Annotated in this window: 6 protein-coding genes; all 6 read left to right on the top strand. The window is 63.4% G+C overall.

The window, feature by feature from the left end; translation table 11 throughout:
• Positions 1-161: 161 nt before the first annotated feature.
• The 6 genes from AC3WLM_RS02695 to AC3WLM_RS02670 all read left to right on the top strand — a co-directional run bounded on the left by AC3WLM_RS02695 (position 162) and on the right by AC3WLM_RS02670 (position 26,164).
• The gene (locus AC3WLM_RS02695; RefSeq protein ID WP_492476527.1) at positions 162-3,329 is read left to right on the top strand and encodes a CHAT domain-containing protein; all 3,168 of its coding nucleotides are present in this window, start codon (positions 162-164) and stop codon (positions 3,327-3,329) included.
• 3 nt (positions 3,330-3,332) lie between these two features.
• A complete protein-coding gene (locus AC3WLM_RS02690; protein WP_492476526.1) occupies positions 3,333-5,378 on the top strand; it encodes a CHASE2 domain-containing protein in 2,046 nt (681 codons plus the stop codon).
• Positions 5,365-6,132 (top strand): hypothetical protein, encoded by a 768-nt coding sequence (locus tag AC3WLM_RS02685; RefSeq protein ID WP_062343102.1) that lies wholly within the window; start codon positions 5,365-5,367, stop codon positions 6,130-6,132. Before AC3WLM_RS02690 ends, AC3WLM_RS02685 begins: the two co-directional genes overlap by 14 nt.
• 3 nt (positions 6,133-6,135) lie before the next feature.
• On the top strand, positions 6,136-6,903 hold the full coding sequence (locus tag AC3WLM_RS02680) for a hypothetical protein (protein ID WP_062343104.1): 768 nt from the start codon (positions 6,136-6,138) through the stop codon (positions 6,901-6,903).
• A gap of 245 nt (positions 6,904-7,148) precedes the next feature.
• Complete coding sequence (locus tag AC3WLM_RS02675) at positions 7,149-8,891, top strand: ShlB/FhaC/HecB family hemolysin secretion/activation protein (RefSeq protein ID WP_492476525.1); 1,743 nt, start codon at positions 7,149-7,151, stop codon at positions 8,889-8,891.
• Positions 8,891-26,164: a hypothetical protein gene (locus AC3WLM_RS02670; protein WP_492476524.1), complete on the top strand. Its 17,274-nt coding sequence runs from the start codon at positions 8,891-8,893 to the stop codon at positions 26,162-26,164. Before AC3WLM_RS02675 ends, AC3WLM_RS02670 begins: the two co-directional genes overlap by 1 nt.
• Positions 26,165-26,196: the final 32 nt, after the last annotated feature.

The raw sequence follows: 26,196 nt of genomic DNA, 5'->3' as shown, positions 1-26,196 counted from the left end.
GCGACATTTTGTCACACATTGCCGGTGTATCACTTGGCATTGCCGCATCGACGCGCCTATGCTGTGGCAAAGGGTACAAGAGTCTTCGGGATACGCAGTAATTCGATGCAGTGGTCTTGGTCTTCACGTGAATCGTGAAGGCTGGGCTAAGGGAGCAGGCGATGCGTAACCGATTGGCGAGCTTCGGAATTAGACTGGCAACGGGCGTTGCTGCGCTTGCAGTGGTGTGCGGCCCTTCGGTTGGCCACGCGGCGGCAGCTGAGGAATCGCTGCTCCTGCGCGACAGTTTCCCGCTCGGATCAGGCGGCAGCAAGGCGCTTTGCCAGGTTCAGTCGCGCACGACGGATCAGGCCAACCGATCGCCCCTGGACAGGACATGGGCCATCGTCTGCCGGGATTCCGCCTTGCCGGTTGGATATGTATTTGCCCTGCGGAACGGCCAGGACGATGAACTTGCCCGTCTGGCAGATCGGCGTCGCCAGAAGGTCACCTGCCTAGACGCCAGCCGCGCGTCCGTTGCTGGGCGCATGCGGACGGATTGCCGGTGGAAAGACCCTGATCTGGCCTACGAAGTGGTGAGCGTGGCCAGAGGCAACACGACATTCGTGGTGGAAGGCTTCTCCGCCTATCACGGTGCGCTCGATCTGGCTCTGCGGTCGATCTATGCGGATCGTATTTTGGACGAACCGATCGAGATTGCCACGACTTCCATCAACGACACCGAAGCTTATGCCCGGATACAGGCCCTAACGCTTGATCCAGCAACAGCGCTGGCAGAAGGTTATCGTCGCAACAATTCTGGCGATTACGCCGAGGCCGCGGCATACTTCGAGACATTGGACCAGCGGCAGGCTTCGACAGGCGATGTTCCGATCGATCGCGTCGAGTTCCTTGTAAACGCTGGCCTGCAACGCTCCAACCTTGGCCAGTTTGCCGAGGCAGACCGCCTGTTTTCCGAAGCCGCTGCCATGCCCGCCGGTAGCGGCGTGGTGGAACGGTTGCGTCGCAATTACGAAGCCATTCACCTGCTCAATCAGGAAAGGTATGCTCAGGCGTTGGACCGGCTGGGCCAGCCCCTGCGGAAAACGAGCGCCATGGGCGCGGACAGCCTGCGCGCCACCATGGAACTTACGCCTTCGGTTTCGCGACGGATCAACGCCTCGGATCTGACGGCCAACGCCATGGGATTGGTCGATGATCTGCGGCTGACAGATGACGAACGAGCCACAATTCTGGATGCACAGAGCCTCCAGTTGCGCGGAACGGCGCTGCGTCTTGTGGGGCGCAAGGTCGAGGCTCGCGCCGCGTTGGAACAGGCGCAGGCTCGGGCCTTGGCGGTGCGCAACGGCCGCGTCGTCTCGATCGTGCGGATGCGCGCGCAAGTTCTGAACGAACTTGCAACGATCGCCGAAGACGAGGGGCGCATCTCTGACGCAGAAGCGCTGCTGCGCTCTGCGCTCGAGATCGTCAGCGTTCAATACCCGGAAACCCGCAGCATGGCAGCGGCCCAGGCGAGGCTGGCAGCCTACCTGATGCGTCATGGCCGCACGGCCGAAGCAGAGCCGTTATATCGTCAGGTCGTGGCCCGTTCTGTCGAGCGCGAGAATGGTCTTTCCGGCCTTTCACGGCAGATGTCCCCCTATTTTGATCTGCTGGCAGCGAGGATGAGCGGCGACGCGGCAACGAGCGATGCCTTCTTCCAGGCGTCACAAGTGCTGGTGCGTCCAGGCGTTGCCGAAACACAGGCCGTGCTATCGCGCGAACTATCAGGAGGCAGCGACGAAGCAGCCCGGCTGTTCCGGCAATCCAACAGCCTGACGCGCGCCGTTGAGCGCGCCCGCATGACTTATGCGGCCTTGCAGCGACTGGATGATGCATCAGCCCGGAGTGACGAGATTGCGGATGCCGCAAAACGGGTCAACGAACTCGAAGCGCAGGAACAGGCAACCGTCATCGAACTTGCCAACTATGCGCGCTACCGCGTTGTGACGCAGCGGGTAATTGGACAGAAGGAGCTTCAGGAAGGCCTTGCGCCGAACGAGGCCTATGCCAAGATGGCCGTCCTTGGTCCGGATGTGTTCGTGTTCTTCGCGAACAAGGACAAGGCCGTTGGTTATCGGGCGCCAATCACTTCGGCGGAACTGGAAGCATCGGTAAAGGCGATCCGTGACTCGATCTCGCGCTTCGATGGCAAGCAGTATGTGACCGGGACTTTTGCGGCAAAAGAGGCGGTAGCCGTCTACAAGGCATTGTTTGGTCCTGTCGCATCGGATTTGCAGGCAGCCAGGCATCTGATCTTTGAACCAGACGGGGCGATGCTGAAATTGCCGGTCAATGTCCTGATTGCCGACGAGGGGTCGGCGCAGGACTATCTTCAGCAGGCCGAAAGCCCGGCGGGCGATCCGTTCGATCTGCGAGCGGTGCAATGGCTGGCAAAGGACAAGCTTGTCTCAACTGCCGTTTCTGCACGCTCCTTCATGGATGCCCGGAAGCAGCCTGCCTCCAAGGCGCACGAGGCCTATCTCGGCATGGGCCGCAATGCTGCGGTTGTACAATCAAGCGGGCAAGTTGGTCCGAGGGTGCGGGGAAGCGATGGGGCGGCAGGCAACGATTGCGATTGGCCGCTGACGACGTGGAGCAGGCCCATCTCCGAGGCCGAGCTTCTCAAGGCCCGGATGCTGCTGTCCGGCCAGGGGACTGATCTGATGGTCGGTCCGGCCTTTTCGGACACTGCGATCAAATCGCGGGGCGACCTCGACAATTTCCGGATCCTCCATTTCGCGACGCATGGCCTCGTTACGCCGCCGCAGCCGTCGTGCGCGGCACGGCCAGCGCTTGTCACGTCGTTCGGGGCGCAGGGGTCGGACGGCCTGCTCAGCTTTGCCGAGATATTCGATCTGAAGCTCGATGCTGACATGGTCATCCTTTCCGCCTGCGATACGGCAGGTGAAGCGGACGTGATCGCCACGCGCGAGACTGGCCTTGCCACAGGTGGCGGGTCAGCGCTGGAAGGCCTGGTCCGTGCGTTCATCGGTGCCGGGAGTCGATCCGTACTTGCCAGCCATTGGCCAGCGCCCGACGACTTCGATGCCACGGCGCGACTGATCAACGGACTGTTCGCAGCTGCCCCCGGCACGCCGTCCGGAGAGGCTTTGCTCAAGGCGCAGCAGGGGCTCATGTCCGATGTCGATACATCTCATCCTTATTATTGGGCCGGCTTTGCGGTTATCGGAGACGGAGCGAGGCCGCTCGTATCGCAAGGCGCGCGGATGGCTGCATCTGTGGAGGGCAAAGCGGGCGCGCCCTCAATGATAACGGAGGGAATTTAACGCATGGCCAAAGAGCCGCGCGCGGCCAAAGATGTACCGCGCGAGATTGGCAGGACGGCGCGACGCAGCTTGTCGCAGCTCGGCTGGCAGCGCAGTTTCGTGGCACTGGTCCTGTTGGCCCTGGCACTGTTCATTGCCTTGAACAGTTGGCGGTTGCCGCTTTTGCGTGATGCGGAAGCAGCGCTGTACGATCTGCGGGCAGCCAATTTCGCCCCGCCGACCGATACCGACAAGCGTATCACCCTGGTCGTTTACACAGCCGATACAAATCGGGCGACGGGACAGATCTCTCCGGTCGATCGGACGATCCTCGCGAAAGCACTCGGGCAGATTGATCAACTGGGAGCGAAGGGCGTCGGTATCGACGTCCTGTTCGACAGCCCGCAGGATGACGATGACCTCTTGAGAGCGTCACTCAAGGGCATGAAGACTCCTGTCTTTCTGGCGTTTGCCGATAACCGCACCAATCCGGAAGCCATCACGTACGAGCAGGAGCAGGACCTGCGCGCCTTCATGCAAAGTGCAGGTGGTGTGATGACAAAGCCGGCCTCGATCCTTCTCGAGACGGACACGGACGGCGTTGCCCGCCGCTGGCCTCGACAATATCGAGGTTTGCCGCCTCTGCTTTCCATCGCTTTGACGCAGGGCGGTGCCGATGCCGATCCTCGGTTTGCGAGCTTTACAGGACCGATCCGCTATCGGGTGCCCTCGGCGAGCGATCGGCCGGTGTTCGACAAGATTCCGATCGATCTCGTTGCCGATCCCGAGACGGCGCCCTTGGTCGCAGACGCGATCAGGGGTCGCTATGTCCTGATTGGCGGCGATTTTTCGGATTTCGACCAGTTTGACACGCCCTTTACCCGCACCGGTAATCCCGTGACCGGCGAAACGCGGATGATCGGCGTCGAAGTCCACGCCTCGATGCTTGCGCAACTGCTGGACAAGGCCTGGAAGCAGCGACCCGCGATGGGTCTCAAGATCCTGGCTGGCATCCTTGCCGTTGCGCTTGGCGCTGCCACGGCCATGGTCCAGACCCGCACTTGGGTCCTGGCGATCGGCGTACTTGCGCAGTTCTCGCTGTTCCTCGCCGTGCCGTTCCTGGTGGAGCGGGCGGGATATGACACGCTGGACTTGCCGGCGACGGGCTGGCTGATCGGCTGGTTGATAGCCTACACTGCCATCAGTTCAGGCTTGCGAGCCATCAATGCAGCGCAGCGCGAGTTCGCCCAGGGCGCACTTGGCAAGTACCTTCCCCGATCGGTTGCATCAGAGATCATGCGCAACCCGGACCGTCTCTCGCTTCACGGAGAAAAGCGCGAGATATTCTGTCTTTTCAGCGACCTCGAAGGTTTTACCAAGCTGACTCATGCAGTCGAGCCGGAAATGATCGCGCGCCTGCTGAACGATTACCTCGACCGGCTCAGTGCAGTGGTACTCGAGTATGGCGGTACGCTCGACAAGTTCGTGGGTGATGCCGTGGTCGCTTTCTGGGGGGCTCCGATTGCTTACCCCGATGATGGTGAGCGCGCAGTGAAGGCCGCATGGGCGATGTACCTGGCGGGCGAGGAGTTTCGAAAGTCGGTACCTGAAGGTGTGCCCAAGATTGGCCGGACCCGCGTGGGGGTCCATTACGGTGAGGCGGTCGTCGGCAATTTCGGGGGGGAAGGTCGGATCCAGTACACCGCGCTTGGCGATGCCATGAACACGGCCGCCCGCCTCGAGGGGGCTAACAAGCCTCTGGATACGCGTGTGCTCGTCAGCCGAGAAGCAGCGGAGCGATCTGGCCTTGACTGGTTCCGTCCCATGGGGGCTGTCACGCTGCGGGGGCGCAAGACACCTGTCGAAATTTTCGAACCGGTTCCGGACATGCCCGAGGAACAGCGCAGCCTTGCGATCGCGGCGGTAGAGGCGCACGCGCGGGGAGAGGTGGAACGTGTGAAAGCTCTCACAGACACAATTCTCGAATCGGTCCATGATGATGACGCGATGATGAATTTGATCCAGAGGTTGCGGCAGACGCACAAGGGAGAGAGTTATGTTCTTGGTTGATGGCAAGCAGTTGCGCGCCCTGGTGGCGGGCGCTTCGGCCATTGCCGTGCTTGCACTGGCAGGCCAGGCCATGGCGCAATCGGTTGTGATCCGTTCAACCGGACCTTCGGCAGGTGCCTATCCGCAGGGGCGCAAGTTGCCCGCTGGAGCATCGGTTGTCTTGAAGTCCGGCGACCATGTGACGGTTCTCGACAAGGCCGGTACACGGGTTCTCAACGGTCCTGGAACGTTCGCCCTCAACGGCGAGGTCAACCGCGATGCGGCAGCAGGGACGCAGCTCGCTGCGATGATGGCCCGCGGCGGCGCGTCGCGTACGCGAACCGGGGCTGTGCGCGGCGCGGCAAGCGCTCCGGCGATGGCTGCGCCGACCGGCCCGGAAAACGTCTGGTACATCGACGTCAGCAAGGGCGGGACCTATTGCATTGCCGATCCTGCAACGGTCGTGCTTTGGCGTCCGGAGAAAGTTGAGGAGGGCACGGGCAAGCTGCTTTCGCAGGACGGAAGTTCCGCTGATGTAACATGGCGTGCCGGGAGTGCGCTCAAGGTCTGGCCGGCCGCGAGCGTGCCCGTCGTCGACGGGCAGACCTACACCTTCAGCAATGCCGTGGGCGCGCCGGTAAAAATCCGCACCATGGTCATGACGAATGTCCCGACCGACGAACTTGAAGTGGCAGGAGCCATGGCGGACAAGGGCTGCAACGCGCAGCTCGATCTCCTTGCGAACCTCGCCCAATCAACGCAAGCCGGAGGCTGACCAATGCGTCGCAAGGGACTGGTCACGTTCAGTATCGTAGTTGCCTCAGCTTTTGCGGCAATATCGAGCAGCGCCTTCGCACAGGCCGTTGTCGTGCGATCGACCGGTCCGTCTGCCGCCTCATACCCAAAGGGCAAGCGGCTCCCGGCGAATGCACAAGTGGTGCTGAAAGCCGGCGACGTGGTTACCGTGCTGGACAAGGCCGGGACGAGGGTTCTCAGGGGCGTTGGCACCTTCACGCTCGACAATGCAGTTAACCGTGATCGCAGTGCAGCGGCGCTGCTGGCTCGGTCTCTCAGCAATCCTGCGTCCGTCAGGGCGGGGGCCGTGCGTGGGGCCGGGGATACCTCAGGCGAAAACGTTCTGCCCGTAAGCATCTGGCTGGCGGACACCAGCGAGGGCGGAAACGTCTGCGTTCCGCGGGGGAGCGACCTTTATCTTTGGCGAGCGGAAGCCAAAGCACGGAGCTTCACCTGGCTGACCGAAAGTGCGGGCGGCGAGATGGTGCGCATGCAATGGCCCCCCAAGACCGTGGGTATCGCCTGGCCCAAGACCATGCTCGCCCCGCAAGAAGGGCGGACCTATCGTATCTACGATGAAACGGCGCCGGACAAAGCGGCAGAGTTCCGGATCGTCATGCTCGAACCTGAAGACGTTCCGGCCGATGCCGCGTCATTGGGCACGTTGTTGCTGGACAACGGTTGCAAAGCGCAATTCGATTGGCTTGCGGCAACTCTTGCAGAAACGGACATACAAGAGCAACATCCATAGTGGAACTACTTAGGGTGATTCTCCACCAAAGGTCATTCCCAACATTACAGAGCCTTACCGGGCCAACAAGTTAAGTCATCACGGGTCGCGCCTGTGGAGATTCGACTCAAATGGCCGATCCTGTTGCTGTTTTGCCCTTGCCCGGGGGCACGATACCAGTTCGTTTCCGAGGCAAAGCCTGGTTCTTCAGGCTTCGCGGGACAGCCGCGGCAGGCCTGTTTCCTCTTCTGACCCTATCCTTTTCGGTGAGCACTGCGCTCGCCCAGTCGGTTCCTCCGGAGAACGTTCAGCCACCCACCCGCGAAGAAATTCAGCGTGGCGTAGCAGAAGGAACGCTCAATCGGAGTGGCCCGGTCACGGTTGACACATCCGAAGTCGAACGCGCGCCATGCCCTCTTGCTGCTCCCGATTTCGCCGGGATCCGCTTCAAGCTTTCGTCCGTCACCTTCACCGGCATGCAGGATCTTGCGGGGTTCGATCTGGCGGACAGCTACGCAGAGTTTGTCGGAGCGGAGCAGCCGGTATCGGTGATATGCGAGATTCGTGATCGCGCCGCGACCAAGCTGCGCCAGGCCGGATATCTCGCCGCGGTGCAGGTGCCGCCGCAAAAAATTGATGGAGGAACCGTCCGACTGGATGTGCTCCTTGCCCATCTCAAGCGCGTGCAGGTCAAAGGTGATGTGGGGCGGTCCGAACAGGCGCTCCTCAGGTACCTCCAGAAGCTGACCAGAGATCCCGTATTCAACACCCGTCGCGCAGAGCGTTACCTGCTACTGGCGAAGGACCTGCCTGGCATGGATGTGCGGCTGGCGCTTCGCCCGCTGGAAGGGTCGCCGGGCGAAGTCGTGGGCGAGGTTTCTGTGCGGAGGATGCCAGCCTATGCTGAAATCGGGTTGCAGAACTACGGCTCTCGCGCAGTCGGTCGGTACAGTGGACTTGCGAGGGTGCAGTTCAACGGGCTGACGGGGCTGGGCGATTCCACCACGGCGAGCTTTTTTGCCACCACCGACCTTCATGAGCAGAAGGTGCTTCAACTTGGCCACGAGATGCGGCTTGGAGGAGAAGGTTTCGCACTTCGGGGTGACTTTACGTACGGTTGGACCAATCCGACTGTGACGGACTCGCGGGCCGACTTTCATTCGAGGACACTGTCGGCATCGCTGGAGGGCAGCTTTCCGCTCGTCCGGTCACAGGCATACAACCTGTCGATTGCAGCAGGGGGACAGATATCCAACCAGGATCTCGACTTCGGCAGCATTCCGCTGAACCGCGATCGCTTGCGGGTGATCTACGCCAGGACCGAGGCCAGCGGTATCAGCCGACCGAGCCTGACAGGCCGCGACGGCTTCACGCCGTTCGAACCGCACTGGTCGTGGGGACTGACTCTAGAAGCCCGACAGGGGCTCGATGTCCTCGACGCCACCAAGGGCTGCGTCGGTGCCAATGCGCCCAGTTGCCGCGGCTTCGGAAAGGTTACTCCGAGCCGGATTGAGGGTACCGCAAAGGGCTTTGTCCTGCGAGCTTCTGGTGTTTTCGATTACCGTCCGGTGCGCAAGGTTACGCTCAGTATTCAGCCCCGTGCCCAATACTCGCCCGACAGGCTCCTTTCCTATGAAGAATTCTCCGGTGGCAACTACACCGTGGGCAGGGGCTATGATCCCGGTGCCGTGATCGGCGACAGCGGCGTTGGCGTGCGCGGCGAGATCCGGCTGGGATCCCTCTTGCCCAAGGTTGCCGGTGGCAGTGCTTTCCAGCCTTACGCCTTCGCCGATGCGGCGTGGGTGTGGAACAATGACGCCGCATTCGATGGGATCGATCCGCAGAAGGTGATTTCGGTCGGCGGGGGCCTCCGAGCTGCAATCAAGGATTCCATTCGTCTGGATGCCGGCGTGGCGGTGCCGCTGCATGATCCCCTGGGACTGAACGTCAAGGGCAAGGCCCGCTTCATGCTCAATCTTTCGTTCCAGCTCCTGCCGTGGAGGCTGTGATGGCCCGTTCGCCTGCCCATTCGCCTGAAAGCACAAGCCCGAAAATGCGCAAACTATCCTTGGCCAAGCTCTTGTGCGGAATATCCTGCGGGGCAACATCGCTGGCGCTTGCGACTGCGCCCGCGCAGGTCCGCGCACAGGCGGTGCAGGGTACGGCAACGGTCCAGTTTGGCGCCAGTGCGCCGGTCTTCAACGGCACCAACACCGACACGATCTTTGTCAATGCGAACGAGGCCCTGATCGACTGGGCCGTTACCAGTCCGTCCGGCGAGTTCCTGCCCGAAGGCATGACCCTGCGGTTCAACGCCGACACCGGCACGCCATTCACTGTCTTGAACCGTGTCACGGACACGGCGACGACTGGCCCACTGTCGATATCCGGAACAGTCTCTTCGGATCCGCTTGGCAGGATCTGGTTCTACAATGCCGGCGGTTGGGTAGTGGGGGCGAAGGGCGTCTTCAATGTCGGCAGCCTCGTACTCACGTCTCTGCCCATCACGGTTGACCCGGTGACCGCTGAGGGTACCCGTTTTTATGGCGACAAGAACGAGATACGTTTCGGCGCTGCCCTCGATCCCAAGTCGTCCGTCACGATTCAGTCGGGCGCGCAGATCAACGCGACGCTGTTCAACAGCAGCTACGTTGCGCTGGTAGCGCCGCGGGTCGATCAGGCAGGCACAGTTCGGGTAAACGGTTCCGCCGCATTCGTTGCCGCAGAGGCGGCGACCCTGACGATCAACAACGGGCTATTCGACATCGTGGTCGATAGTGGGTCGACCGATGATACCGGGGTCTCCCATACCGGCAGCACCACATGGGCCGCAAACACTAACTCGACCGACGCAAACCACGGGGTTTACCTCGTGGCGGTGCCCAAGAACCAGGCGATGACCGCAATGGTCTCGGGGCGGATGGGCTATGACAGCGCGACGACCGCCGAAGTGGTGGATGGTTCCGTCGTGCTCTCGGCAGGGTACAATATTGCGTCGGGCGCTGTCGATCCGAATACGATCGTGGGCAACGATGCTTCCCTTGTCGTCTCGAACCTCACGATCGGTTCCGAGGGATCGACCAACACGCTCGTCGGTCGTGCCAGCGGTGGCATTGAAATTGACGCGACGACTTCATCGACGGTCGTGAACGGCAGCGCCACATTTGACGCGCGCGGAAATCTGTCTGCCAAGATTGACAACGGCAATTTCGTTTCCGTCGAAGGTGGGCTGTCGCTGGCATCGGTGAATGGCGCCAAGGCGGGCAACGTAGCGGTATCTGTGGCGGGAGGGGCGGGACTCTCCGTGAGCGGAGGCCTGAGTCTGACATCGACCGCGATCGGAGCGATCCAGACCGATCCAATGAACGGCGATGCGCTGTTGCCTGACACGGTCGGTGACGACGCCGTTGCGGGCAGTGTCTCGCTGACGGTTACCAACGGCAGTGTCTTTGCGAGTTCGACCTCTTTGCTGAGCGACGCCACCTCGGGAGTCGGCGCTCTTTCGACAGGAAGTGCCACGTCGGGTCCAGCGGCAATCCAGGTTTCCGCTCCCGTCGGTTCGACCAGCAACAGTGTCTCGTTCGGTGACGTCACCATTTCGTCGACCGCGAGCCACGGCTTTTTCAGTGGTCAGCAGGCGATCAGTGGCGGCAATGCCACATCGGGTGATGTATCCTTGTCGGTGTCCGGTGGTGCTTATGCATCGCGCTCACTCTCGCTCCATTCAGATGCGATCACCTACTCCGGCAGCGATCAGTCTCCACTTGATGCCACTGCTGGAGCGGTATCCGTCAGCTTTTCTGGCATCCCGACACGGTTTCAGACCGGTTCGATCAATGCGTCGAACTATGCCTCGGCCAGCGATGGAGGCATCGCTTCGCTCGGCAACGTGTCGCTGTCGTTGGACAATGCCAATCTAGCGACCTCAATCCTCACTAACGGGGGGAATTTCTCCAATTACATCAATCTTGGATCGAGTGCTTATGGCGATCTGATCGACCCGAACACGGTGTCGCTCAATCTTACAAATAACGCCCAGCTCGATACGGCGGGCGCAAGTGTGTATCTGTCGGCGCACGGCAGTAATGCTTTGGGAACACAGCGGTCGGCCAATGTCTCGTTCGTCAGCGACGCCAGCACGCTGCGCACCGGATATCTGAGCCTGACAACCGATGCGAGCTCTTACGAGAGCGGAGAGGACGCCCAGTCCGGCACTGTCACGGCGATCTTGCGCAACGGGTCTTCGGCAATCGTTGACTTCGGAGCGTCATTGCGCTCGCAGGCAAGCGGCGGGAGCGGTTTCGACGGCGGGAGCGGAACCGGTGGCGCAGTGGGCTTCACGCTCGCCGATTCATCCTATTCGGGTGACCTGACGATGCGTTCGATCGGGGGCGCAGGCCGAAGAGACGACGTAGCGGGGCTTTCGGGTGTCGGAACAGGCGGCGACGTCACTTTCACCCAGTCTGGCAAGACTTCATCGTTCACGGGGGCGCAGGTCACTGTGTCCAGTCTCGGCCAAGGCGGGGCAGCATTTGAATCCGCCCGCACCAGTCTTGGCGCTCAGGCGGGAGACGGCGCCAGCGGGGTCGGTGGAACGGCAACTTTCACCATAACGGATGGCACATTTGCGACGAGCACGCTCGACATCAGCGCAACAGGCGAAGGCGGCACTGGCCGGAACGTGGCCGGTGCGGGACCGGGCGCCGGTGGGCTCGGCCTTGGCGGATCGGCAGCGCTGAACGTCAGCGGCGGCTTGGTTTCCGTACCCAGTATCACTGTCACCGCATCAGGTTATGGTGGCGATGGAGCATACACGGACCTCGACATTGATGGCGGCGTTGGCGGCGCTGGCACCGGCGGTGATGCAACTGCAACTCTCACGTCCGGAACGATCCGCACGGATTCCCTTCTGGTTGAAGCCAATGGCAACACGCCGATTTCGGATCCGATTTACGGCGGTATCAGTTACTTCGGGAACGGCGGTTACGATTTCGGTGGAACGCTGCAACCGGGACAGGGGGGACTCGGCACCGGCGGGGTGGCGCTCGTCACGATCGATGGCGGCTCGTTGTCAGCTACTGTTCCATATCGCGATGTCCCGCCTCAGGTCGAGGTAAGGGCGATCGGCAATGGCGGGCTTGGTGGCTATTCCTTCGGATCAGGTACTCCCCAGTACTCAGGTCCCGGAGGAGACGGCGTTGGCGGAACTGCGACCATCAGATACCTCTCTGGCGTGTTCGATGCTGGGATCATCGCAGTCGATGCGACCGGCATTGGCGGACGTGCCGGAAATTTCATCAACGATGCCAATGATGCCTTTTTCGGAGGAAGTGGCGGCAGCGGCACCGGCGGCACGGCAACATTCGAGATTGCTGCCGACTTCGGCGCTTCCACGTCGCTCGACTATCTCCGCACAGTGACCCTATCCGCCGACGGTATCGGTGCCATTAGCGAAGCGGGGACGAACGGGGGCAATGGTGGCAATGGTACTGGCGGCATTGGCCGCCTTCTGGTTGGCGCGGGCACGACGGCACTTGGCGATCTCACCATGACCGCCGAAGGCAGGGGTGCCGCGGGTGGTGATGGGCAATCCGGCGGCAATGGCGGACAGGGCGGTTCGGGCATTGGTGGTCGGGTCGAGGTGGCTTCCGGGGGATCCGGTACAGGGCTAACCGTAACCGGTGCAGCATTGTCTGCGGCAGGCGTCGGCGGCAACGGCGGCAACGGCGGAGCCGACGCCGCTGGCGCTGGTCTTGGCGGAGATGGCGGCGAGGCCATAGGCGGAGAGGTTGCGTTCGCCGCAGCAAACCTCGGAACGCTGACGGTTTCGGGCCCCGCGATAGAAGCCTCCGGTCGAGCCGGAAATGGCGGGCTTGGTGGAAACTCTGCATTGTTCGGCGGCGTCGCACAAGGCGATGGCGGCAATGGGGCGGACGGTTCGGGTGGCGCCATAACCGCAACTGCGTCGGGTGGCGGCAGCTTGGCATCCGATGGCCTGACCATGATCGCTAGCGGCCTCGGCGGTGCTGGCGGTGGCCGCGTCGATGCCAGCAGCAGCGGCACGCCCGGACCCTCGGTCGGCGGCACGGGCGGCCGCGGTCGCGGCGGCCTGATTGCTCTCACTTCCACGGGGGCCAATTCGAGCATTTCTCTCGGTAGCTTGACGGCGACCGTTGACGGCACCGGCGGTGCTGGTGCGGATGGAGCCGGATATTCCGCTCCGGGTGACGGCACCGCTGGCAGCGCGGGCGGTGACGGTTCCGGCGGCGTCTTCAACCTGCTTGCTGACCTCGAAGGCTCTATCGCAATCGCCGAAACCGATGGCGGACTGGCGGTTTCAACTTCGGGCTTTGGCGGCAACGGCGGGCGTGGCGTGGATGCAACTGGATCGAGCGGCGGTTCAGGGGGCAACGGCGGCGCTGGCGGTGCGGGTTCAGGAGGAACAATAGGGCTATCGGCCAATCGGCTTGGCGAGGCGTCACTTGGATTGTTTGGCGGCACGACACTCACCGCGAGTGGTGTCGGTGGCTTGGGCGGTGCGGGCGGCAATGGTGCGTCGGCCAGCGAAGCCGGGGTCGCGGGTGGCAATGGCGGCAATACCGGACTTGCGCAGGCTGGAGCCGGTGGCGCAATCACCATGGGCGCAGAGGGTGGGAAGCTAAGCTTCGGCGATCTCGTCGCCACGGCGGCAGGCACTACCCGGTTCAGAAACCTGGCGGGGACGAGTGGCACTGGGCCCGGCGGATCGGGCAATCCCGGAACGTCCACTGTCGTTCCCGCCACGGGGGGAACAATCGCATTTTCTGCAAGCGACGATAGCGGCGGTGGTCTTGGACAGATTTCTGCCCTCGACGTAACGGCAGACGTCACGAGCAGACAGTTCTTCGTCAATTTCGGTTTCGGCTTCAACCAGGCACCGGGTAGCATCTCGCTGTCGAACTCCGCGACTGCCGCCGGTGGTGGCCTGCATTTCACCAGCTTCACCGGCGAAGCGTCCGGCTTTCCTGCAAGCCTGGATCCAACGATCGGCATTGCGGTCACCGGCGGGACAATCGCGGTCGATTCAGAGCTGACCCTGCTCTCCGGCGGCAACATTGCAATTACGCTAGCCGACGGTGCATCGCTCGCCGCAGACACTGCGTATGTGCAAAGTGATACCGGCATCGTTGTGACCGGCGAGGGCAATGGCCGCTTCTCTGGCGGGGCGATCAGGCTCTCGTCATTCGACACCATCGATATCGTCAGCAATGCCTGCACCGCAGCAGTCTGCCGCCCAATCGAGGCGAGCAGCAATCTCGACGTGGACGCATCAAGCGATTTCAGTCTTGTCGGTCCGGCCGAATTGGCCGGTCTCGGCAATCTCACCGTCTACGCTGGCGGAAACATCACTGGCGATGCTGGCAGCGGATACTATTCGAATGGTAACGTAGCCGTTCGCGCCGGGAACGACGCCACGATCCGCAATATCTCCGGCACGAACGTCATAGCCGAGGCTGGCGCTCTGCTCGACGGAGATTACTTTTACGTCGATGGCTTGCTGACCCTCGGAGAGGCCTCGGGCGGCGGCCGCTTCAACGCTTCGGGCAGTCTCGATCTCAACAGCGGCGGAACCGTCCTGACTCTGGATGGCACTGCTTTCACAGCCGGAGCGGGCATCGGAGTTCGGTCCGGTAATGATATCCTGATTGGCAGGAACAACAGCTTCCTCGCCAACACCGGGCCATCGTCAGTCCCCGAACGGTTGGTCTTTGCAGCCGGCGGTCAGCCGATAAGTTACGACCTCTTGCCCACCAACATCGCTGTCCTTTCAATCGGGGCAGGCTCGGCAATTGATGCTGGCACGGGCGGTATCGAGATTTCGGGTGCCGCCATTGATGCTCGGCTGGCCAGCTTTGCCGGAGCATCGTTCCGCGCGGATGTCACAGGAGCGATTTCGGGGTCGTCGATCCGCCGGAACGATGGCGATACGCTTGATGCCGATTGCCTTGAGGGCGCAATCTGCATCGACGATGTGAACGCCGCTGACTTCGTCAGCATCGGTGACGGAGATTTCAAGGCTTTCGATATCCGCTCCTACGGCGCGATATCCGGCAAGTCCGTCGTGCTTTACGCGACCAGTGACATAGCGATCGGCGGGCCGGAGCTTGTAGCGCAGATCGCGGCGGTCGATGGCCTTTCGATCACGTCCCAGCAAGGCGGCATCGCTCTCCTTGGCGGTTCCACGCTGCAAGGCGGTTTCGTCAGTCTGACAGCCGCTGCCAATCTGTCGGGCACGGGGAATATCGAAGCAACGGTCAGTGACATCGGTCTCTCGATCGGTGGTGACATCGATGCCGCTTCTCTCGTTGCTGCACGTGAGCTGACTTCAGCCGTCGATGTCGGCGGTGAAACCGAGGGAAGCTTTGCTGCTGCCGGTGCGCTGCGCACAGGCATACTTTCGCTTGGGGCAACAAGCGCAGTTTCAGCTGCGGCCGAGATCCGCATCGGCTTCCTCACATTGGCTGGCCTTGATGGCACCTTCGATGCGGCAACTTCGCTTCGCGTGGGTTCGGCGTCCGATGTGGGCAATCTGTCCCTCACTGCCGGGACCGGGGCCACGTTCGGAGATCTGGTTGTCGACGGCGATCTGTCGATCGATGCACAGTCAATCGAAGGCACGAGTGCAAGAGCGGGTGGTCTGCTCGCCATCACCGGAGATAACCTTGCTGCTGACCAACTGGAGGCGGCGGGCGACGTGACGCTGACCGTGACCGACACGGCAACGCTGGGCACGGTCACCTCGAGCGGCGGTTCGGTGTTCATCGACCCTGCGCTGCTGACGTTCGATGCGATCGGCGCTGCGGGCGGCATTACGCTGGCAGGCGGGACGATTACCGGCGGCACGCTCGATGCCGGCACCAGCATCGCCGTGACCGCAACCGGCGCGCTGACGCTGGCCTCGGCAACGTCTGGCACGACGATGACGCTCGACGCCGACAGCCTGCAGGCAGGCACGCTCGATGCGGGGGGCGATCTGGCGCTGACCGTGGCGGGTGGCGCGGTGCTGACTGGTGCGGCGACGTCCGGTGGCAATGTCTCGGCGCAGTTCGGCACGCTCGACTTCACCACGCTTGATGCCAGCGGCCTGGTGAGCCTGGAAGGCAGCGATCTTGCCGGCAGCAGCATCCGTGCAGGGACGAGCCTGACGGCGCTGCTGGGCGGCAGCTATGCGGTTGGCGGCGCGAGCGCGGGGACGGACCTTGCGCTTCAGGCGGCCAGTGCCAGCGGCACGTCGCTGGCCGCACTGGGCAATCTCGATGCGACGGTGAGCGGCCTTGCCGATATCACCGACATTGCCGCAGGTGGCGATCTGTCGCTCACGGCGGGCACGCTGCTGGCAACGACGATCAGCGCCGATGGCCTGATCGCGGGCAATGTCAGCGGCACGGCGACGCTGGGTTCGGCCACCGCCGGCAGCACGCTCGACTTTACCGCAGGCAGCCTCACGGCGACGAGCGTGCAATCGGCGGGCGACCTGACGCTGACCGTGACCGACACGGCAACGCTGGGCACGGTCACCTCGAGTGGCGGTTCGGTGTTCATCGACCCCACGCTGCTGACGTTCGATGCGATCGGCGCTGCGGGCGGGATCACGCTGGCAGGCGGGACGATCACCGGCGGCACGCTCGATGCCGGCACCAGCATCGCCGTGACGGCAACCGGCGCGCTGACGCTGGCCTCGGCGCAGGCGGTCGAGGGCATGGCGCTGTCCGGCGCAACGATCGATGTGGGCCTGCTGGCTGCGGGGACGACGATCGATCTGACCGGCACCAGCAGCGTGAACATCACGACCAGTGCCAGCACCGGTGGCGTCGGCGCGATCACCATTGCGGCGCCGACGATCACGTTTGCATCGCTGGAGAGCGGCGCGGTCACGCTTGCGGGCGGGACGATCACCGGCGGCGATGTCGGTAGCGACGCGCTGACCGGCACTGCCAGCGGCACGCTGACCCTGCGCGATGTCTTCACGGGCAGGCTTGACCTCACCGCGCAGGACATCGTGGTGCGCAGTGTCCTGGGCGGGACCAGCGGTCCGGGCCACGACATGTCGCTGAATGCCACGGGCAACATCACCGCCGCCTTGATCCAGAGCGGCAACGACCTGTTCATCTCGGCGGCAACGCTCGACGCGACGACGCTCGATGCCGTGCGCGACCTGACCGTCGCGGTGACGGACGGGGCGACGCTCGGCGGGGTCACGGCGGGGCGCAACGCGGGCATCACCGCCGGCAGCCTTGGCCTCGACCTGATCGAGGCGGGGGCCGTCACGATCGGTGTGACCGGCAACGCCGCGCTGGGCAGCGTCCGCGCACCAACCGGCACGGTGGCGATCACCGCCGGGACGCTGGCGTTCGGCGATGTCGCATCCCTTGCGACAACCAGTCTCACGGCAGATGCGATCACCGGCAACCTCGTCGAGGCGGGCACACTCCTGACCGTGCGGTCGGCAGGCGATGTCGGCCTCGGCGATGTGTTTGCAGGCTCGCTGGATCTGACTGCTGGCAACCTGCAGATTGCCAACCTGTTGACGGACGGCGCTGCGCTTGTGCTTGTCGATGGCACGGCGAACCTTGATCTGGCGAGCGTGGGCCAGCTCGACTATCGCGCCACGACCTTGCGGTTCGGGACCCTCGACACGCTTGGCGGAGCCATCCTTGTCGGCAGCAGTGTCGCGGGCGATGCCGTCAATGCCGGAACAACATTGTCGATCACCGCGACGGACCTCACGGCGACGGGCTTTGCGGCGGCGGGCGACCTGACGCTGACCGTGACCGACACGGCAACGCTGGGCACAGTCACCTCGAGCGGCGGCTCGGTGTTCATCGACCCTGCGCTGCTGACGTTCGATGCGATCGGCGCTGCGGGCGGGATCACGCTGGCAGGCGGGACGATCACCGGCGGCACGCTCGATGCCGGCACCAGTATCGCCGTGACGGCAACCGGCGCGCTGACGCTGGCCTCGGCAACGTCTGGCACGACGATGACGCTTGGCGCCGACAGCCTGCAGGCAGGCACGCTCGATGCAGGCGGCGATCTGTCGCTTGCCGTGACGGGCGGCGCGGTGCTGGATTCTGCGCTGGCCGGTGGGGCATTGGCGATCGGTGCTGGCACGCTGGCGGTGCCGACGCTGCAGTCCGGAGCGGGGAACCTGACGCTGACCATCGGCGGGCTTGCCACGCTGGGCAGCGTGTCCGCGCTTGGCGGCGACATCGCGGCGACGACCGGGCGGTTGACCTTCGCGTCTGCCAGCGCAAGCGGGCAGGTGCAACTCGGCGGCGTGGTGATCAATGGCAGCACGCTCGACGCCGGCACGTCGGTGGTGCTGACCGCGACGAGTGCCATGACCCTCGACACGATCACGGCAGGCACCAGCGTCGCGCTGGGCAGCCGCGACGCAACGGTCAACGCGGTGAATGCCGGAACCTCGGCGACCTACCAGGGGCGCGACATCCGCATTGGCGCGACCGATGCGGGGGCGGCGGTGCTTGTTGCTGCGCGCAACTTCACCTTCGACAGCCTGAGCGCGGGCGAGGGCGTAACCCTGGGTGCCACGCGGGCGATCACCGGCGGCACGATCACCGCCGGCAGCACGCTCGATCTGACTGCGGCCAGCCTCACGGCGACGAGCCTGCAATCGGCGGGCGACGTGACGCTGACCGTGACCGACACGGCAACGCTGGGCACGGTCACCTCGAGCGGCGGTTCGGTGTTCATCGACCCTGCGCTGCTGACGTTCGATGCGATCGGCGCTGCGGGCGGCATTACGCTGGCAGGCGGGACGATTACCGGCGGCACGCTCGATGCCGGCACCAGCATCGCCGTGACCGCAACCGGCGCGCTGACGCTGGCCTCGGCAACGTCTGGCACGACGATGACGCTCGGCGCCGACAGCCTGCAGGCAGGCACGCTCGATGCGGGGGGCGATCTGGCGCTGACCGTGGCGGGTGGCGCGGTGCTGACTGGTGCGGCGACGTCCGGTGGCAATGTCTCGGCGCAGTTCGGCACGCTCGACTTCACCACGCTTGATGCCAGCGGCCTGGTGAGCCTGGAAGGCAGCGATCTTGCCGGCAGCAGCATCCGTGCAGGGACGAGCCTGACGGCGCTGCTGGGCGGCAGCTATGCGGTTGGCGGCGCGAGCGCGGGGACGGACCTTGCGCTTCAGGCGGCCAGTGCCAGCGGCACGTCGCTGGCCGCACTGGGCAATCTCGATGCGACGGTGAGCGGCCTTGCCGATATCACCGACATTGCCGCAGGTGGCGATCTGTCGCTCACGGCGGGCACGCTGCTGGCAACGACGATCAGCGCCGATGGCCTGATCGCGGGCAATGTCAGCGGCACGGCGACGCTGGGTTCGGCCACCGCCGGCAGCACGCTCGACTTTACCGCAGGCAGCCTCACGGCGACGAGCGTGCAATCGGCGGGCGACCTGACGCTGACCGTGACCGACACGGCAACGCTGGGCACGGTCACCTCGAGTGGCGGTTCGGTGTTCATCGACCCCACGCTGCTGACGTTCGATGCGATCGGCGCTGCGGGCGGGATCACGCTGGCAGGCGGGACGATCACCGGCGGCACGCTCGATGCCGGCACCAGCATCGCCGTGACGGCAACCGGCGCGCTGACGCTGGCCTCGGCGCAGGCGGTCGAGGGCATGGCGCTGTCCGGCGCAACGATCGATGTGGGCCTGCTGGCTGCGGGGACGACGATCGATCTGACCGGCACCAGCAGCGTGAACATCACGACCAGTGCCAGCACCGGTGGCGTCGGCGCGATCACCATTGCGGCGCCGACGATCACGTTTGCATCGCTGGAGAGCGGCGCGGTCACGCTTGCGGGCGGGACGATCACCGGCGGCGATGTCGGTAGCGACGCGCTGACCGGCACTGCCAGCGGCACGCTGACCCTGCGCGATGTCTTCACGGGCAGGCTTGACCTCACCGCGCAGGACATCGTGGTGCGCAGTGTCCTGGGCGGGACCAGCGGTCCGGGCCACGACATGTCGCTGAATGCCACGGGCAACATCACCGCCGCCTTGATCCAGAGCGGCAACGACCTGTTCATCTCGGCGGCAACGCTCGACGCGACGACGCTCGATGCCGTGCGCGACCTGACCGTCGCGGTGACGGACGGGGCGACGCTCGGCGGGGTCACGGCGGGGCGCAACGCGGGCATCACCGCCGGCAGCCTTGGCCTCGACCTGATCGAGGCGGGGGCCGTCACGATCGGTGTGACCGGCAACGCCGCGCTGGGCAGCGTCCGCGCACCAACCGGCACGGTGGCGATCACCGCCGGGACGCTGGCGTTCGGCGATGTCGCATCCCTTGCGACAACCAGTCTCACGGCAGATGCGATCACCGGCAACCTCGTCGAGGCGGGCACACTCCTGACCGTGCGGTCGGCAGGCGATGTCGGCCTCGGCGATGTGTTTGCAGGCTCGCTGGATCTGACTGCTGGCAACCTGCAGATTGCCAACCTGTTGACGGACGGCGCTGCGCTTGTGCTTGTCGATGGCACGGCGAACCTTGATCTGGCGAGCGTGGGCCAGCTCGACTATCGCGCCACGACCTTGCGGTTCGGGACCCTCGACACGCTTGGCGGAGCCATCCTTGTCGGCAGCAGTGTCGCGGGCGACGCCGTCAATGCCGGAACCACATTGTCGATCACCGCGACGGACCTCACGGCGACGGGCTTTGCGGCGGCGGGCGACGTGACGCTGACTGTGACCGACACGGCAACGCTGGGCACGGTCACCTCGAGCGGCGGCTCGGTGTTCATCGACCCCGCGCTGCTGACGTTCGACGCAATCGGCGCTGCGGGCGGGATCACGCTGGCGGGCGGGACGATCACCGGCGGCACGCTCGATGCCGGCACCAGCATCGCCGTGACGGCAACCGGCGCGCTGACGCTGACCTCGGCAACGTCTGGCACGACGATGACGCTCGGCGCCGACAGCCTGCAGGCAGGCACGCTCGATGCGGGGGGCGATCTGACTCTGGCGGTGAACACTGCTCTCAATCTGGCCGACATCGCCAATGCGGCGGGCACGATGAGGGCCAGCTTCGGCACATTCGACTTCGTCGGCCTTAATGCAGGCGGATCGCTCGATCTTGCGGGGGCCAATCTTGCTGGGCGGGAAATCGTTGCGGTCGGCGATGCTGCCGTAGCGTTGACTGGCGATTATGCTGTCACGGCGTTTACCGGATATGGCAGCCTTCATCTCAAGGCGCAGACCGCAAGCGGTGCGGCAATCGACGTTATTGGAAACTTCGATGGTGGTGTTGTTGGTCTTGCCTCGCTTCAAGGTTATTCTGCCGGTGGTTCGCTCAACCTTTCTGCGGGGGAACTTGATGCTCAAGCAATCTATGGTGACAATGTCGATTTGCGGATTTTAGGAGTTGCAAGTCTAGTCACCGCCGATGCTTTTGCAGACTTCGCCTTTACGGCAGATACCATCTCCGCCAGCGCCTTGACAGCGCGAGGCAACTTGTCGCTGACAGCCAACGACACGATCAAAATCCAAGACAACGCGGCGGCCTTGGGCGATATGTCGATTGCAGCGACCGACCTTACGGCATTCAGGCTCACGACTGACGGCGGGATCGATCTGCAACTGCGCAACAGCGCTTCGGTCAATTTCGCCAGTGTTGGAGGACTTCTGTCCATCTCGACACCAACGCTCACGTTCGAGGCGATGTCGGCGAATGATATTCAGGTGGATGGAGGATCGCTGAACGGTGGGGGGCTATATGCCCGAAACGCGCTGACCGTTGTCGCAACGGGTCGGGCAGAAATGAGTGCTGGTGCTGGACGTGCGATTTCAATCACTGCGGGCAGTCTCGTGGCGCCGGTGGTGGAGTCAGCGGCAGGCGACGTTTCGCTGGCTGCCAACAGTAGCTCCATTCTTGGTGATGTCTCGGCATTCGGTGGAACCATTGCCGTTGTTGCAGGGGAGATCAACGTCGGGTCGGCAAAGGCTTCCGGGCGAGTGCAACTGAACGCCATCACGATCGGCGGCAGAATTGTGGAGGCCGGTACATCTGCCATTATCGATGCCAGCAACTCCATGCTCCTCGACAAGGTTGCGGCTGGGGAGGGCGTCACGCTCGCTGGAGGAGATATCGACGTCAACGTAGTGACCGCAGGCACCCTTGTCGATTACTCTGGCCGCGAAGTGCGCATCGGAACGACAGATACCGGGACGGCGGTACTCGTCTCCGCTCGTAACTTCTCCTTCGACACCCTGAGCGCCGCAGATAGTGTCGGCATCAGCACTCGCCTTGGAATAATCGGCAATACGATCGAAGCAGGCACGCTCGACGCCAAGGCTGCCGGGGATGTTGCGCTTGGGCTGGTGAATGCCGAAGGAGGCGTCACGATCAGCGGAGCAAACCTCAGGGTATCGGTCGTAAACGGAAGTTCCAATGTATCGCTCGATGCAAGCAACTCTGCCGATTCCGTCACACTCAACGTCCTGGGCAAGCTGGACATTACCGCAGCGTCGCTTCTGCTCGACACCAGCACGTCCGGCTTGGATAGCACGTTCACGGTGACCGACACGGCAACGCTGGGCACGGTCACCTCGAGCGGCGGTTCGGTGTTCATCGACCCTGCGCTGCTGACGTTCGATGCGATCGGCGCTGCGGGCGGGATCACGCTGGCAGGCGGGACGATCACCGGCGGCACGCTCGATGCCGGCACCAGCATCGCCGTGACGGCAACCGGCGCGCTGACGCTGGCCTCGGCAACGTCTGGCACGACGATGACGCTTGGCGCCGACAGCCTGCAGGCAGTCACGCTCGATGCAGGCGGCGATCTCGGTATCTCGACTGCCGGTGGCGTCTCGCTGACCGACCTGCGGGCGGGCGGTGCGGTTTCGATTGATGCGGCAGGCCTCGATGCGGTCAGCCTGACCGGCGATGGCAACTTGTCTATGACAATCGGTGACAGGGCAGAAATCGGCACTGTGTCGGTGTTCGGGTCCTTCAACCTGAACGCTGCGTCATTACTGCTGGGCACGAGCAGGTCCGGTCTGGAAAGCGTGCTAGCAATTTCGGGGAGCGCCCAGATCGGCAGCATCTCGGCGGGGCTAGCTGATACCGGTCAGAATCTTGTGCAGGTTGTGGTGCAGGCGCTGGGCAACTCCTACACTGGCGGACAACTGTTGCCGATATTCGATGTCGTGCAGGGCCAGACCTTTACTGTCTCGTCATCGACAAACGACCTGTGGAGCGCCGGGCCGCTACCGCGCTTCTCTGACGCGGATGGCTTGGTCGCGTTCCGCCTGTCTACCGCCCAGGACGACTCGGGCGTCCAGCCGGGGACGCAAATTGGCGCGCAGTTCGGCTCGTTGACGATCGGCAACTTCACGGCGCCATTCGGTGCACTGGTAGGCGAGGTCGCGGGACAGAGAGTTCTTGTCGGCGCGAACGGCACGATCACGGCACCGGCAACGGGAACCCTTTCGGTTGGCTACTGGGATTCGAATTCCGGCGACAATACCGGCAGCATATCCTTCAACTTCGGGCTGGGGGCAGGAAGCGGTGGCCCGGCGAGCAACCCGGCCAGCGTCACCGTGACGACCGGCTCAAATCTCACGATCGGCACCGCCAAGGCCACATCTGCCATCACTCTTGATGCTGGCGGCGCTCTTCAACTCGGCAGTGCCGATGCAGGAACGGCGATGTCGCTGGTCGGCAATACGATTGATGCTGGAACACTCACTGCGGGGAGCGACATCACGATCGCCAGCACGGGAGCAAGCCTGATTGATACAGCCACTGCGGGCGGGATGTTCACCGCCGCTACCGGTGCACTTGATTTCAATCTGATCGATGCTGCGAGCGATGCGCAGATCCGATCGCTTGCCGGTACGCAAGGCGGTGATCTCATCGCAGGCGCGAACATCACCATCGACGACGATGGCAATGTCACGATCAGTCGTGCGACCGCAGCGGATACAGTCGCCATCGCAACAGGAGGCGCGCTTTCCTACGGCAGCGTCGACGGAAGCAACGTGACCATCAATGCCGCATCGGCTCGTGGCGGCGCGATGACGGCGCGCACGGGTAAGCTCCGCATTGATGTCGTGGGCGATCTGACGACCGGCCAGCTCATCGCGGGTGGGTCGCTTGAGCTGACTGCCCGGGATGCAACGCTTGCGAGTGCGCAATCCGGCGCAGATTTCTCTGCAAGTGTCCGCTCGCTGAGTGCTCCGGTTCTCGGTGCTTCCGGCAGCTTCACCTTGGCAGGTTCGGGTAAGGTGGAGGTCGGCACGGCAACGGCGGGCACCGCTCTCGACGTGACAAGCCAGTCCTTGACCTTCACCCGGATGTCGAGCGGCGGTTCGTTGGGCGTCATCACCAGCGGGAACGTGGTTGGCGGTGATCTTGTCGCCACCGGGCAGATCCGGATTGCCACTGGAACCGGCAGCTTCACCTATGGCCGGATCGAGGGTGGGGGCATTGCGATAAGCGGCCGGACGGTTTCGGGAGGGGCTTTGTGGGCACGCACCCTTGATCTCGCCATCTCCGTGAACGGCGATGCAAGTCTGGGCGCGATTGATGCCGCCGGAGACGTCGACATCGTGGCCGGGAACCTCGGCTTCTCGTCGATCACTGCGGGCGGGGCATTCCGGTCCGCCAATACTGCAATGACCGGGACTTCCATCTCCGCAGGAGGTGACATCGATCTCACGACACAGGGTGATCTCGCACTTTCGGCGTTGTCTGGTGCGTCCGCGCGGATTTCGTCTCGCGGGATCGTCAACATCTCGGGCCTGCAGCTGACGGGCGCGATCAGCGTCCAAGCCGATGCTGTTGGCCTTGATTCCTTGGGCAACCTGCAGATCATTCGCATCGTCGCCAATGACGGCAACGTCGTTGTCTCGGCGAATGGCTCGATCGGAGGTGGAACCGTCGCCGCGGCGGGCGATATCGATCTGCTTGCGAAAAACGGCAGCGTTATCGTCAGTGATCTGTCTGCAGGATACGACTTTGCCAATGGGGCAGGCCTGCGGCAGCTAGCACTGGTTACACCCGGTGTGAGGGGGCAAGGGGATATCGATATCGCGGCCAGCGGCGACATCGTGATCAACGACGTGGCAGATGCCGCAGAGACGCTTACTTTGAACGCGGGCAATACAATCCGTGTCAATGGACTTGCCACGGGTGCGAAGATGGACCTGACCTCGGCCGATCTTGCGATTGCGGCCAGCGGTCGACTTGGGGAGGCCACGCATACCAACGAGATAACCTTGCGCAACACCGGGCAGGGGCCACTGAAGCTTGGTGATAACATTGCCTCGGCAGCGGGCGGTTATGCCATCTCGCAGGCGGAATTTGCGAACATCCGCTCTGGAGGAGATCTGACCATCCGCGCCAACCAGGCGCTGCTGGTAGGCGATCTGGCAGTGGCCGCCCAAGCTGGCACAGTGCCGGGCCAGATCGGGGAAAATGGTACACTTTCGCTTGCTTCGGGCGGACTGGCGTCATTCCTCGGTGCATTGAGCATGAGCAATGCCAGCGGTAACAGACTGGCCGTGGACAGTCAGGCCGGAGTGTTCCTCGACGCCGCGACCGGCTCGATCCGCTTGCGTGAAAATGAAGATGCTGGGGGCACCCTGCGGATATCGGGGACTGGCATTGCCATGGTCACCCGCAGCGCGCTCGAGGACATAGCGCAACTGACGGACACGGCGCTCATCACGGATCGACTTGCCCTGAATGATGGGGTCACTGACGGTCGTACTTTGGTGGAAGCAGATGCGATACAGCTTCGTTCAGACCGCGAGGTTTACATCCAGAACACCTCGCTGGGCACCCGTCTCGATGATCGACGGGGCTTGGTTGCCAAGAGTCTGAGCATTGGTAGTCGTGACGGAGGCCAGCTCGATATCGCGATCAACGGCATCGTGAATGGCGAGGTCGGTGTCGATACGATCGAGCAAATCGCCTTCGATGAAAGCTTCACCGATCTTTCGTCGGTCAACGGCTGCGTTATCCTCAGTGCCAATACCTGCAACAAGTTGCCTTTCGAGATCATCGAACTGCGCGATCTCGTGGAGGAGGTGCTCAAGACCGATCCCGCGGAGAACGCGCTGCAGGTGGTCGACAGCTTCACCAAGACAACGCTCATCCAACTGAACCAGATCGCGCCAGCGGGCTTCGAACCGCTGATCGACGAGCCGGTGACGGGCACGGGCAATGACGATCTGCTTGGTGAGGCGCGCGAAACCGGCGAGTGACTTGACCTGAAGCGGGGGTGCGGGGCAATGGC

The organism is Novosphingobium sp. FW305-C-30-35 (assembly GCF_058783135.1).
The sequence above is the reverse complement of the archived record's forward strand: the minus strand, read 5'-3'. Positions and strand labels throughout refer to the sequence as shown.